The 13,080-nt window shown below is 65.0% G+C and carries 9 protein-coding genes; 4 read left to right on the top strand and 5 right to left on the bottom strand.

Translation table 11 applies throughout. From position 1 onward, the window contains the following. Window positions 1-44 precede the first annotated feature (44 nt). Together J7E80_RS02010 and J7E80_RS02005 are read left to right on the top strand one after the other, a co-directional pair. The gene (locus tag J7E80_RS02010) at window positions 45-2,678 is read left to right on the top strand and encodes a PD-(D/E)XK nuclease family protein (protein ID WP_215049812.1); all 2,634 of its coding nucleotides are present in this window, start codon (window positions 45-47) and stop codon (window positions 2,676-2,678) included. Further along, the gene (locus J7E80_RS02005; protein ID WP_215049811.1) at window positions 2,675-5,851 is read left to right on the top strand and encodes an exodeoxyribonuclease V subunit beta; all 3,177 of its coding nucleotides are present in this window, start codon (window positions 2,675-2,677) and stop codon (window positions 5,849-5,851) included. The genes J7E80_RS02010 and J7E80_RS02005 overlap by 4 nt, the downstream gene beginning before the upstream one ends. Window positions 5,852-5,903: 52 nt before the next feature. Here the strand turns inward: J7E80_RS02005 and J7E80_RS02000 are convergent, their stop codons facing one another. From J7E80_RS02000 to hisC, 3 genes are all read right to left on the bottom strand, one after another. Further along, complete coding sequence (locus tag J7E80_RS02000; protein ID WP_215049810.1) at window positions 5,904-6,521, bottom strand: DUF6308 family protein; 618 nt, start codon at window positions 6,519-6,521, stop codon at window positions 5,904-5,906. Window positions 6,522-7,009: 488 nt separating this feature from the next. Continuing rightward, entirely contained in the window at window positions 7,010-8,422 is a 1,413-nt protein-coding gene (locus J7E80_RS01995; RefSeq protein WP_215049809.1) for an amino acid permease, read from the bottom strand. A 54-nt stretch (window positions 8,423-8,476) separates the two neighbouring features. Beyond that, window positions 8,477-9,574, bottom strand: a complete 1,098-nt coding sequence (hisC, locus tag J7E80_RS01990) for a histidinol-phosphate transaminase (RefSeq protein ID WP_215049808.1) — start codon at window positions 9,572-9,574, stop codon at window positions 8,477-8,479. Between the two features lie 93 nt (window positions 9,575-9,667). Between hisC and J7E80_RS01985 the strand changes: the two genes are divergently transcribed. After that, window positions 9,668-10,171 carry an Lrp/AsnC family transcriptional regulator gene (locus tag J7E80_RS01985; protein ID WP_215049807.1) on the top strand — a complete coding sequence of 168 codons (504 nt, stop codon included), beginning with the start codon at window positions 9,668-9,670 and terminating at the stop codon, window positions 10,169-10,171. Between the two features lie 120 nt (window positions 10,172-10,291). After that, window positions 10,292-11,965, top strand: coding sequence for a thiamine pyrophosphate-binding protein (locus tag J7E80_RS01980; protein ID WP_215049806.1), 1,674 nt, complete (start codon window positions 10,292-10,294; stop codon window positions 11,963-11,965). A gap of 210 nt (window positions 11,966-12,175) precedes the next feature. Here the strand turns inward: J7E80_RS01980 and J7E80_RS24180 are convergent, their stop codons facing one another. Further along, on the bottom strand, window positions 12,176-12,310 hold the full coding sequence (locus J7E80_RS24180) for a hypothetical protein (protein ID WP_285291779.1): 135 nt from the start codon (window positions 12,308-12,310) through the stop codon (window positions 12,176-12,178). A 15-nt stretch (window positions 12,311-12,325) separates the two neighbouring features. Then, entirely contained in the window at window positions 12,326-13,000 is a 675-nt protein-coding gene (locus tag J7E80_RS01975; protein WP_215049805.1) for a DUF6308 family protein, read from the bottom strand. Window positions 13,001-13,080 lie beyond the last annotated feature (80 nt).

The following is a 13,080-nucleotide window of genomic DNA, read 5'->3' as shown; positions in this document are numbered from 1 at the left end:
GCTAGCGTGATAGAAACGACCACCAGTCAATGCATGGGGGATAAATGAAGATCGAGTTCGGGTGGCACCTGGACCGGGCACCGTGGGCATATACCCAACCGGGCCTCAACCGCATCCGCGTGGGCCGAAAGAACTTCACGACTCTATTGCAGACGCGCCTGGGCATCACCCGCCCTGACACCGGGCATGCTGAGCGTGTGAGCCAGTATCTGGAGCGGCTTCGGTCCGTCGACTCCCCCGATACGTGGTTCCATGATTCGTTTGACGTGGACCCGTGGTCCACGGCACAGGAGCTGCTCGCCGCCCGTGACGACGCCGTCGCTAACGGCTGGGATGGGTCACTCCCCGAGTGGAAGCCAGGCACGGCGGAACCGTCTCCGTTGCTGCAGACATTGGCAGCAGCGGAAAGCGCGCCTGGGCATCTCGCGCCCGCATTGGCCGATGACATCGCCGAGCTGGTGACGACCCTTGACTCGCCCCTCCCCCTCGGCATCGACGAACTTGTACTCCAGCACGCTGAGAGCACGTTCCCACACGTCTGGCGGTGCATCATCGGCAAGCTGCGGGACCGTGGAGTCCGGGTCACTGAAGCCGTGCCCGCAAGCCGCCAGCCGCGGCTGACGATTTTCACCGCTGAAACAGAGTGGGAGGCCGCGGAACACAGCGCGCGGTGGCTCGCGGCCGGAGATAATCAACGAACCGCCGTCGTGTCCTCCGACACCACTGCCGTCCTGGACGCTTATCTCGCCGGCCACGGCCTGCCGGCTGTCGGCATAGGTGCCCCATCCGTCTGGCGTCCCCATGCCCAGCTTATTCCGCTCTTTTTCGAGGTCATCTGGGCTCCGGCGAACGTTCAGCTCCTCGCCGAGCTCCTTACCCTGCCCGGCTCCCCCGTGCGGCGGGCTGCCGCCCGGCACCTTCTTGATGCTCTGCGGGCAGAGCCCGGAACCGGAGGCGAAGCGTGGACGGCTGCCATCTCCGCCATCTCCGCCGACGCGCAGCTGGGTCCCGACCTCGCCGCTGCGCTGGATAGACTCTTTTGCGCCGGTCTTCTTGTTGAGGACAATGACGTGCCCGGTACTGAGCTTGCCGAAAGAGCAGAATGGCTAACCGGCCGGTTGCGCGCCCGTGCTGCCATAGACGACTCCGCCAAGGCAACCGCCTCCCTGCTGCAACGGATCCTGGCACTCGTGACACCGCTCCCCCGCGTCTCGCGTCGGGATCTGCGCCGCATCATCACGGCCGTCGTAACGCCTTCATCGGGTGCGCTCAGGCCAGCAGAAGCTGCGCCCTGGTTGCGGCTCGGTCATCTGGCCGAGCTGACTGACGACGTCGATCACGTGATCTGGTGGGGTTTCCAAAGCAGTCGCGCCCCGTCCGTCCGGCGCTGGGACGCCCACGACATCGAGGCCCTGTCCCGGGTGGGTGTTCACCTACCAACACCGGAAGTAGTCAGTGCCTTGGAGATCGACCAGACTCTCGCTGCCGCGAGACGGGCCGGAGACCTGCTCCTCGTTCAGATCGAACAGCGCGACGGCGAGCGGGTGGAAGGCAATCCGCTGCTGGAGGCTCTCGCCGCTGCACAGCCAAGCCTGGCGGAGGAGTCCCTCTCTGACCGTCAGACCCGGCTCACGCGCAGACCCGAAGCACTCACTGATGCCGCCGGCTGCTGGTCGCTCGCAGGCCGCCAGATGCAGCTCGCTCGCGTCGCCCAGCACCGTCCCGACGCACCACCGGCCGTGCACGACGTGGGCCCTAACCCTGCTTTCGTCCCGGAGACTCTCTCCTCGACGCAGTTGTCCACGCTGCTCGGCTGCTCCCTGGCATGGGTACTCAAGCACAAATCTCGCCTCCGCGTCCCCGCCGCTGCCAGCGTCCCGACGGACAACCAGATGCTCGGGATCTTCGCCCATAAGGTTGTCGAGGTGGTGCAGGTCCAGCTCCGGGCCGAACACCGGGCGGTTCCGGAGCAGGACGAGGTAAGGGCCGCCGTCGACCGTCTCCTGCCGCAGCTTGCATCAGAGTTGCTTCTGCCCGGCCAAAGAAGCCGTCTGACCGGCTTGCGCGCCACCATCGAAACCACCGTCATGACCTTCTTTGAACAGCTGCAACACGGCGGCGTCGTGCTGCAGGAGATGGAGAAGGACTTCTCAAAGGACCTGCACTTCACGGCAGGGGGAAAGAACTACACCGTCCCCGTCACCGGCCGGGCGGACAGCGTCGGCATCGACGCTGCCGGCCGCACCGTCGTCGTCGATCTCAAGTGGACCAACGGCGAGAAGTACCGTCGCGAGGAAATCCAGCGCGGCGAGGCCCTTCAGCTCGCGCTGTACCAGTGGGCCTTCCATCCTGGCGATTTGCCGCCGGACTCACCCACCGCTTATTTCATGCTCAAACAGGGAAGGTTCGCATCGGCCCACCCGGAATTCGGTTCCACGATCCAGCCCCGCCAGGACCCCTCACAGCTATGGCGGCAGACCATGCGGGCGATCGAGTTCACCGTTGAAGAAGTGCTCGCGGGACGGGTAACGGCAACGGCGCCAGCAGCCAACTCAGTGGCTGAAGGCGAACCCGATGCCGCCGCGAGCGCGACAGACAGCGGCCGCCTGTATGTGAAGCCGAACTGCAAGTACTGCCACTTCGGAAGCCTCTGCGGACTTAAAGGGGATTACTCATGAGCCTGCTGGACAACGTCACCATGGTTTCTGCGAGTGCCGGCACCGGGAAGACTTTTACACTTACCGGCAAGATTGTCGACCAGATCACCGCCGGCCTGCCAGCGGGGGCCATCATGGCCACCACGTTCACCAAGAAGGCAGCCGGAGAGCTGCGCGAACGGATCGCGGGCCGTCTCCTTGAGCAGGCAAATGCTACGAAGGACGCCGCTTCCGCCGCCGCCCTGCGGCTCGCCTCCCAGCAGTTGCCCGCGAGCCTCATCGGCACGGTCAACAGCGTGTGTGGCCAGCTGCTGCAGGAGCATGCGATCGACGCCGGCCTGTCCCCTGCCCTTGAAGTCATCGGCGAGGAGCAACTCGCCAGTATCTTCCGCCTGGCCACGGATGAAGTCCTAGACGAACACGCGCCCAGCATCCTGCCCATCGCACGGCGCATGGGGACCGACGGCAGCGGAGCCCGGGACACGACAACATGGCAGGATACCGTGCGGGCCATCGTGGATGCCGCCCGCACCAACCTGCTCGGAGCGGAGGAACTCGCAGCCTGCGCGGAACGGTCCTGGACCGGTTTCAGGGAACTGCTGGACGCTCCCGGCGCAGACGAACGCGACCAGTGGCTGCACTCCCTGCGCAGCACCGTGCCCGACCTTGAGACCATGGCCCGCGATGGCAAAACACCTGCTGGAAAGAAGGTGACCACGACCACCGCCGCCTTTACCGAACATGTGCCCAAGATCCTCCACAAGATTGCGTCCATGGGCCCCGTGGAGGACATCTCCTGGGAAGACTGGAGAGGGGTGGTGGGGTCCGCAGCGCCGTCCGCAGTCAAAGCACTCTTTGCTCCGGTCACCGGTGCCATCAAGGAAGGCCTCCTCGCCAACCCCGCCTTCCACGATGACCTCGAGCAGTACATTCGGCGGATGTTTGCCTGCGCTGAAGAATGCCTGACCGCCTACTCAGACTTCAAACGGTTGCACGGGCTCATGGACTTCGTAGACCAGGAGACCCTGGTTCTGAAGCTTGCCCGGGAAAACGAGGCCTTCCGGCGCTCCTTCCCGTCGCGCATCCGCTTCCTCGTCGTGGACGAGTTCCAGGACACCAGCCCTCTTCAGCTGGAGCTCTTCCTTCAGCTCAGCCGGCTCGTAGAAGAGGCCGTCTGGGTGGGCGACCCGAAGCAGGCCATTTACGGGTTCCGGGGCACGGACCCCGAGCTCATGGAGGCTGTCGTTAAGAAAGTGAACCACCGGGAGCAGCTGTCCCATACGTGGCGTTCCCACCAGGCCGTCGTTGACCTGAGCAACGCGGTGTTCGAGCCGGTGTTCGAACTGCATGGCATGCCGGCCGCGACCGTTCACCTCGAGCTCCCGAACGCACATTCTGATTGGTCGCCCGGCACGCTGGAGGCCTGGACGCGGCCGCAAACGAACGACGGCGAACGGCTGAAAGCAACAGCCGCAGGCGTGGCAGCTATGTTGGCGCGCCGACCAGAGGTGAACCCGAGCGACGTTGCTGTGCTAGCACGGTCAAACGCGGACGTCATGGCGCTTGCAGCAGCACTCCATGAGTTGGGAATCCGCGCCAGCCGCAATCCACGCATGTTGTCCGGCTCCCGGGAAGTGCAACTGGCCCGTGCGGGCCTGGCGTTCGTAGCTGACGGGTACGACACCGTAGCCCTAGCCGAGGTCGTAGCCCTGCACCCGGGACACTCCGCAAACGCAACTTGGCAGCAGGAATTGCTGTCGGCCTCCGATCCTGCGCCCGTACTCGAAGCGTGGAAAGCGGACCCCATTTTCAAATCCCTGGATGTCCTCCGGGAACGGGCAGCAACAGCGACGCCCACAGAGGTCTTCGACGCTGTGCTCGGTGCACTCGGGCTGCCCCGCTTGATCGCGGGATGGTCCTCCCCCGCCACCCGGCTGAGAAACCTGGATGCCGTCCGCGGTGTCATCAAGACCTACTACGAGCGGTGCCTCGCACTGCGCTCACCTGCAACCTTGCGCGGATTCCTCACGTTTTTCGGTTCGGAGGAGCAGCGGTCGGCCGACAACGCCGGAAGTGACGTTGTCAACGTCTTCACGTATCACCAAGCCAAAGGACTCGAATGGCCTGTCGTCATTCTGGAGGGGCTTGATAAGGATCTGCGGTTCGCGGCGTTTGGCGCGGCAGTAGAGCAGGACGGCGCCGTCGACCTGGCGCAGCCTCTGGCGGGCCGCTGGATCCGCTTCTGGCCCAGCCCTTTCCCCTATGGAGGGTCGCCGCTTGATGCCCGCGGAGACTCGAGCGATGTGGCCCGCGCTGCCGAGGAACGCGACCGTCGGAACATGGCCAGGCTCATGTATGTGGGCATGACCCGCGCAGTCGAAACTACCGTACTTACCGGCAAGAAGACCGTGCCGGGGCTCCTCAATAACTTGGGTGCTCCCTCGCTCCTGTCGTGGACGCCTGGCGATGAGGACAGCGCGGACGGTGCCATCCTGGTTGCAGATGGGACGATCCTCGCAGCACGCGTAGAAGAACTCGACCCCGTAGACGCGTCACTTGTGGCTGCGGACTGGATGCCCCATTTCTACGATGTGCCCGTTGATCTGCCGGCCCTGGTGCCGCGTCCGGCACGCTTCGCAGCGTCCTCCCTGGATTCCGTCGGGCACGAAGCTTGTGTCAATGCTGTGGCAGAACTCGGTCCCCGGCTTGCGGAGCACGGATCGGACGACTGGGGTGCCGTCGGCAGTGCCGTGCACGCCTATCTCGGAACGCAGTTCTCGGTCCTCGACCCGATGGAGCAGCGGAACCTCGCCGAGCGGATAATCAAACGCTGGCACGTAGAGGGAACGATCGACCCGTCACTGTTGCTCACTGCAGGGCTGAGGTTCGAGTCGTATCTGGACGCGGAGTTCCCCGGCTGGGTCAGGCACCGAGAAGCAGCGATCGGTTGGCGGCCTGAGAACCAGGTCATGGAAGGCTGGATTGACCTGCTGTTGGAGGGACCCGACGGATTCGTGCTCGTTGATCACAAGACCTACCCAGGCAATGACCCCGACGGACATGTGCGCGACAAGTACCTTGGCCAGATGGCCGCATACCGCGATGCCGTCCTCGCTGCGACAGGGAAACCGGTACTGCGGACACTGATCCATTTCCCGGCTCTGGGACGGGTTTACGAGATCAGACCGCGGTAGAAGCGGACTGCCGGAGGGATCATGTCTTGGGGGTTTGGGGCCTGAGCATTGGCTACAACCCTACCGATGCGCGGGCGCGGTTGGCGTTGCGCGATCGGCTGTAGCGCATCCAGACAGCGGCGTCGAGTAGTCGCAGGGTGGTAATCAGTGAAGAAAGATTTGCTGGTCGAAGCGACTCAATGGCTTCCCGCCGCGACTCGACAGCCAATGCTGCACGTAGTTCTTTGGCAGGGTTGGAGCCTAGCGGTAGTCCCCGCCGAACAACACTGTCAATTACAGGAATAAGACGTGGCCGCTTTCGAGCGAGCAGTTTGCTGGCCTTCGTTTCCCCGACGCCGGCATAGCTATCCAGAGCTTCGTGAAGGGCAAGCGCCGCCTCAAGGTCTCTGTCTTCCGCTTCCCATAAATCCACTTCAGCCGGTACTTCTGACAACATTTCCGACAGCTCTACGGCGTCCCGCTCCAAGATTGCGCGGACGGCACGCGGTTCGTATCTGACGTCAAGCAGGCTAACTGCAACCAAGTCAGATGGCCCGATTTCGTAACGGGCGTTATCGCCGAGCTCATCGAATGTCGCCCCGGCGAAAGGCCCATCTCTATCAAAAAAGTGACGCAAAAGTCCGTCTGAGGGGTTGGTTATTACATTATCGATTCGCTCACCCAGCGTCATGATGCCAAGCCTAATGGGGGCGTGTCTTTAACAGGAGAGGCTCCCCACGAGAGGGCCGTATTGTCCTAAAGCCGAGGTGATTCATCAGAGGCCCCCGATGTCGGTGACTTCAGCAATAGCGTGTAATTCATTTACGTCTGTCCCGGCTTCTTTGCGGGCCTCGCGTTCGTCATGGCTGCACTGTAAGCCCCGGCACCGACAACCAGAAGGCCGCAAGCACTTACAAAAATTTTTCCACTCGCTAAGGGCTTTCTGTAACTCTGTCAGGACCTGCAGTATCACTAAACCACTTGTTAGCTTCCCGCGCAGTCGCGGCTGGTGGATTCCAGTGTTATAGCCGACCGCGATGTCGATGAGAAACGGCCACCCGCTGCCCAGTCTTCTCGGACCGAGTCAACACCGGCATCGCATAGGGAAGGGCGCGCCCGGCCAAAGCCGGACGCGGCTTCGTGTGCCCCGAACCCACGACGTGGTTAACGGCACCTCATTCAGTCGATGAGCACCGGTGCCTTGGCGCGCTCCGAAGCTTCGACGCGGCCCGGAACATTGCGTGAACGGTGGTTCACCCAGTTCGCCACCGCCAGCAGTGCCACAAGCGCGAAAGTGCTCAGCAGCTGTGGGCGGGAATCCTCGCCGATGAAGCCCACCGTGAAGATCGCCGCGAGGATCAGCAGGCCAAGGGAGGTGAGCCACGGGAAGCCGGGCATCCGCAGGGGAAGCTCCGTTCCCTCGCGGTCGGCGCGGAGGCGCAGCGCGAGCTGGGCAAGGAGCGCCGAGGTCCACACCAGCAGGCATGTCGAACCCACGATATTCAGCAGGACCGGAAGCACCATTTCGGGGAAAGCCATCTCAAGCACAACCGTGACAACGCCGAAGGCAACGCTGGCCAGGACCGCGACAACCGGAACCCGGGCCTTGGACACGGAAGCGAGCAGGCGCGGCGCTTCACCCCGCTCGGCCAGGGAGAAAGCCATCCGGGAGGCACCGTAGAGGTTGGCGTTGAGGGCCGAGAGCAATGCCGCCACGGCTACCAAGGTGATTGCTGTGCCGGCGCCGGGCATGCCGGCGGCGTCCAGCACCGCGGCGAACGGGCTCTTCAGCCCCTCCGAACCCACGGGAACCACGGCCGCGATCACGAAGATGGCACCGATGTAGAACACCAGAATGCGCCACAGCACCGTCCGGACTGCTTTCTTCACACTGCGGGCAGGCTCGGCGGTCTCGGCCGCTGCCACGGACACGATCTCGGTGCCGCCGAAAGCAAACGCCACCACGAACAGCGCCGTGGCGATTCCGGCAAACCCGCTGGGCGCGAATCCTTCCCCGGTGAAGTTGGCCAGGCCCGGCGACTGCACGCCCGGCAGCCATCCAAAGAGCAGGGCGGCGCCCACCAGGAGGAATCCGACGATGGCCGCTACTTTCAGCAGGGCGAACCAGAACTCGAATTCACCGAAGTTCTTCACGCTGGTGAGGTTCACGGCGGTGAGCACCACGATGAACACGAAGGCCATCAGCCACACCGGCAAGGCGGGGAAGATGGTGGCCAGCAGGCCTGCCGCGCCGAGCGCCTCTGCCGCGATCACCACCACGAGCTGCAGCCACCACAGCCAGCCCACCGTGGCACCGGCCACCGGCCCGTAGGCCTTGGCTGTGTAGACGGAGAAGGCACCGCTGTCCGGGTTGGCCGCGGCCATCTCGCCGAGGGCCCACATCACCAGGATGATGAGCGTGCCGGCCACGAGGTAGGAGATGAGCACCGCCGGGCCGGCGGCCTGGATGCCGGCGCCCGAGCCGATGAACAGGCCCGCGCCGATGGCGCTGCCCAGGCCCATCATGGTGAGCTGGCGGGGTTTGAGGGCCGCGCCGAGGGCGCGGGCAGACGTCTTTGTCTGTTGTTCCATGGGGATTCCTCTTATGTGTAGGTGGAACGGGTTGGGGTAATGGTCAGTCGGTTGTCACGCCGCGTGGGCTGCGAGGAGCCTGAGCACGCGGTCGTTGGAGGCGGGGTCGGCAACGGTGATCCGCACGCCGTCGCCCTGGTACGCCCGGACCAGGATGCCGGCGCGGTCGAACGCGTCCACCAGCCTGGCCAGGAGGCGGTCATCCGCCCGGATCCAGAGGAAGTTGCCCTGGCTCGGCTGCAGTTTCCAGCCCTGGGCTTCCAGCTGCGCGGCCATCCGGACGCGCTCCTGCCTGACGGCGGCCACCCGCGCTTCCATCTCCTCCCCCGCGTCCAGCGACGCGATGGCGGCCTTCTGGGCCAGCGCGCTCACGGCGAAGGGAAGGGCGGTGCGGCGCAGTCCCTCGGCGATGGGCGGCGCCGCCACGGCGTAGCCCACGCGCAGGCCGGCGAGTCCGTACGCCTTGGAGAAGGTGCGCAGGATGCAGACGTTCGGGTACCGGCGGTACAGGGCCAGGGAATCGGGGCCGCTGCCTGCTTCGGCGTATTCCACATAGGCCTCGTCGACCACCACCAGGATGTCGGAGCGGACGGAGTGCAGGAAGGCCTCGATGCGGTCATGGCTGATCGGAACGCCGGTCGGGTTGTTGGGGGTGCAGAGCAGGATGACCTTCGTGCGGGCGGTGACGGCCGCGGCCATGGCCTCGAGGTCGTGGCCCTCAGCGCGGTCCAGCGGGATGCGGACGGGCCGGGCGCCCGCCAGCTCAACCAGGATGGGGTAGGCCTCGAAGGAGCGCCACGCGAAGATCACTTCATCCCCGGCATCGCACAGGCCGGTGATGATCTGCTGCAGGACGCCGACGCTGCCGGGTCCCACCGCCACCTCTCCGGCCGTGACGCCGAGGTGGCGGGCAATCCGTTCACGGAGTTCGACGGCGGCACTGTCAGGGTAGCGGTTCATCATACCGGCCGCTGCGGCCACCGCAGCGGCGGCAGCGGGCAGCGGCTCGTAGTGGCTTTCGTTGCTGGCGAGGGCCGCAATGTCCATGCCGGCGCCGCGCCGGCCCGGGACGTAGGGCGGGAGGCCGGCCACAGCGCCACGAAGGGTGGGAAGTGCGGTTTCCGGTGCGGTCAGGAGCTGATCACGGGTCATGAGGACCGATCATGATTGTGATCCTGCCCACAATGCAAGATACCCTCAAGCCATTGGGACTTCTGCTCAACTTCTAGTACCTCTGGTGAAAATATGACCATCGCGAACCCCCGCACCCTGGATTCACTCGACGGCAGGATCATCCTGGCCCTCGACAAGGACCCCGAAGCCAGCGCCCTGGCACTCTCCCGGACGCTCGGCGTCGCACGGAACACGGTCCACGCACGGCTGGCACGGCTGGAGCGCAGCGGCGCGCTCCGCTCCTTCAGCCGGAGGCTGGACCCCGCCGCCCTCGGCTACGAGCTCATGGCCTTTCTCTCGCTGTCCATCAGCCAGACGCGGACGGGCGCGGTGGAAAACGGGCTCGCGGCGATCCCGGAGGTCATCGAGGTGCACGCAACCACCGGGGACGCGGACCTCATGGCCAAGGTGGTGGCCCGCGGCACGGCCGACCTCTACCGCATCACCAACCAGATCCTGGAAATCGAGGGGATCCAACGGACCAGCACGGCCATTTCCGTGCTGGAACTCATGCCGCCGCGCTACGACGGCCTCCTGAGCAGGCTGTCCGAGCAAGAATCCCGCCCTTCCCACTAAGCGCGGGTGACGCACGCCACAAGTGGGCAAATTTTCAGTTCCGACTTTATCAGCCTGCCAAATATCCCAATCAAACTAGAGTCTCTTGCCTATCTGCGGACCAGACCAGAAGATTCCTGCATGACTTCACTTACCGTCTCCGGCCGTGTGGCGCAGGTTCTCAGCAGCTACGTCAGCGATGTCTTCGGCGTCATGGGCAACGGGAACGCCTACTTCCTTGACGCCGCGGAAAAGCAGGGCCTCCGCTTCTCCCCCGTCCGGCATGAAGGCGCCGCCATCGCCGCTGCCGACGCCTACTACCGGGCATCCGGACGCCTCGCAGCGGGCACCACGACCTACGGCCCCGGCTACACCAACGCGCTCACTGCCCTTGCCGAGGCGGTCCGGGCGCAGATCCCCGTCGTGCTGGTCACCGGGGACGCCCCGAGCAGCGGCGCCCGGCCCTGGGACGTGGACCAGGCAGCTATCGCCTCCGGCCTCGGCGCGGCGACCTTTACCGTCACCCGCGACGCCGCGGGCTCCCTCACCCGGCAGGCGGTGGAATACGCACTCACCCAGCGCACCGCCGTCGTGATTGCCATCCCCTACGACCTCGCGGCGCTTGAAGCGGCGGACGAGGACCTTCCGGTGCCACACGCACCAAAGGTGACGGACGACGTCGACGGCGGCCTTGGGCAGGCCGCCCGCCTGCTCGCCGGGGCCAAGCGGCCGCTGATCCTGGCCGGCCGGGGTGCCCACCTCGCCGGTGCCGGCCCGGAGCTCCGGGAGCTCGCCGACCGACTGGGCGCGCTGACCGCCGGAACCGCTCTGGCGCTCAACCTCCTCCAGGGCGAGGGGTACCTCGGCGTCGCGGGCGGCTTCGGCACGGACACCGCGGCCGGGCTCATGGGTGAGGCCGATGTGGTCCTCGTGGCCGGGGCAAGCCTGAGCCCCTTCACCATGCGGTTCGGGCACCTGCTCGGCCCGGACAGCACCGTTATCCAGATCGACGCCGCCCTGCAGCCGACGCACCCTCGTGTGGACCTGTTCGTCAGCGCGGATGCGAAGTCTGCCGCGGGACACATCCTGAGAATGCTGGATGGCCCGGCCTCGCCGGACGCCAGCCGCGCAGAAGCCTGGCGCGCGGAAGCCCGCAAACGCCTGGCCGAAGGACCGGCGCACCACCCGGGCTCCGACGTAACCGCGGACGGCCGGCTGGACCCGCGCGCCCTTGCCTCCGCCCTGGACGCCGTGCTGCCGGAGCGCCGCACGGTGGTCCAGGACGGAGGGCACTTCATGGGCTGGGCACCCATGTATTGGCGCATTCCGAGGCCCCAGGACCTGGTCATGGTGGGGACGGCTTACCAGACGATCGGGCTCGGCCTTGCCAGCGCCGTCGGGGCAGCCCGGGCAGTGGGGGACGGCCGAACCCTGGTGCTGGCCTCCGGCGACGGCGGTTTCCTGATGGGCCTGTCCGACCTCGAATCGCTCATCGCCGCGGCAAGCAGCGCCGTCGTCGTGATCTACAACGACGCCGCCTACGGAGCCGAAATCCACCAGTACGGCTCCCAGGGCCTGACCGAAAAGCCGATGCTGATCCCCGAGGTGGACTTCAGCGGAATCGCCCGCGCGCTCGGAGCCGAGTCGGCGATCATCCGCTCACTGGCAGACCTTGAGACGCTCAAGGACTGGATCGACGCCGGCGCCAGGGGAACCTTCGTGGCCGACTGCCGCATCACGTCGAGCGTCCGGGCCCCGTGGATGAGCGAGTGGATGAGGGCGTCGCAGGCCGCGAAGGCTGCGGTGGCGGGGTAGCCCTGACGCTCTTAGGTCGAAAACTTCTTGCAGTTGGCTGGCGAGGGACCAGGGACAGAACTAGTCCCTGCTCAGTTTTCCAGCCAGATCCGTTCGGCGAACCCGCCACGCTGTTCACGTTTCACTGTTGCCTCCGCGGCAACGTCAGAAATCGTGTACCCCGATTGCTGATTATGGTGGTGAAAACCTCCAGAACATCTGGCCCCCGGCCTAGTCCTCGCCCGCCCGCTCCTGGTGCCCGTCGCCGCCCTGCCAGTCGTCGTAGCCCTGTTCATCACGCTGGCGGGCCGCAAGCACGCCTACCCGCCGGGCACCCGCGAATCCGTATGGAAGAAGCCCGGGCAATCCCGACCGGCACCGTCAGCTTTCCTCCGCCTCGTCGACACTCTCCGGCCCGACCGTTCCCTGACTGCCGTGCATCCATAGCACGACGTCGAGGACACGAAGAAGCGAGATCCCCTGCAGCCCAGCTGCAGAGCGCAGGGAAACTAGCCTCTCAACAAGCTCACCGTCTGTAGCAAATGCGTGGTGCCACGCACTCCAGGTCCCGTCCGAATTGTTGAAACCTGTTACCCGACCAACAACAGAATCGTAAATGGGGATTAGTCCGGGACGTTTACGGGCCATGAGCTTGCTGGCCGTCGTGGCGCCAATGCCCCAGCGAGTGCTGTCTTGCCTCCGAAGCAGCCGCCAAAGGCGCAACGCTGGAGTTCCATCACCAAAGTATTTGTCATGTTCGTCGAACGGGATGTCTTCAAGTGACAGATCAGGCGGAATGTATGCGAGAAGAGTCGTGATCTTGATTGAATAATCGCCAAGGATTCCTAACGCGGCCCGAGCCGGTACGTGTTTAGACAAACACGCTATGGCCATCACATCATCTGCGGTCATGGCGTTGGGCGCATTGGTGCCGAAAGTATCGAAATAGGCCCCAGTGAACTCGTTATCTTGCCACTCTCCGAGGCCGAAATAGCGTTTCAAATATGAGTGCGCGGCCTCGTCAGGAATTTCTTCAAAAGCACTAGAGATTGTCATGCCCTGTCCCCCATTGGTTTCCGTGGTCCGGCTTTTCCGCTCAACAGTGAGCTCGAGGACAATCTACTCGCACAGAGTCG

The organism is Arthrobacter sp. ISL-28, assembly GCF_018613875.1.
In the GTDB taxonomy this organism is placed as follows: Bacteria; Actinomycetota; Actinomycetes; order Actinomycetales; family Micrococcaceae; genus Arthrobacter.
Note: the sequence above shows the minus strand (reverse complement) of the source record. Positions and strands in the feature narration are given on the sequence as shown.

Coding starts and splice junctions, on each gene's coding strand:
- J7E80_RS02010 (WP_215049812.1), top strand. CDS start 45: ATGAAGATCGAGTTCGGGTGGCACCTGGACCGGGCACCGTGGGCATAT.
- J7E80_RS02005 (WP_215049811.1), top strand. CDS start 2,675: ATGAGCCTGCTGGACAACGTCACCATGGTTTCTGCGAGTGCCGGCACC.
- J7E80_RS02000 (WP_215049810.1), bottom strand. CDS start 6,521: ATGACGCTGGGTGAGCGAATCGATAATGTAATAACCAACCCCTCAGAC.
- J7E80_RS01995 (WP_215049809.1), bottom strand. CDS start 8,422: ATGGAACAACAGACAAAGACGTCTGCCCGCGCCCTCGGCGCGGCCCTC.
- hisC (WP_215049808.1), bottom strand. CDS start 9,574: ATGACCCGTGATCAGCTCCTGACCGCACCGGAAACCGCACTTCCCACC.
- J7E80_RS01985 (WP_215049807.1), top strand. CDS start 9,668: ATGACCATCGCGAACCCCCGCACCCTGGATTCACTCGACGGCAGGATC.
- J7E80_RS01980 (WP_215049806.1), top strand. CDS start 10,292: ATGACTTCACTTACCGTCTCCGGCCGTGTGGCGCAGGTTCTCAGCAGC.
- J7E80_RS01975 (WP_215049805.1), bottom strand. CDS start 13,000: ATGACAATCTCTAGTGCTTTTGAAGAAATTCCTGACGAGGCCGCGCAC.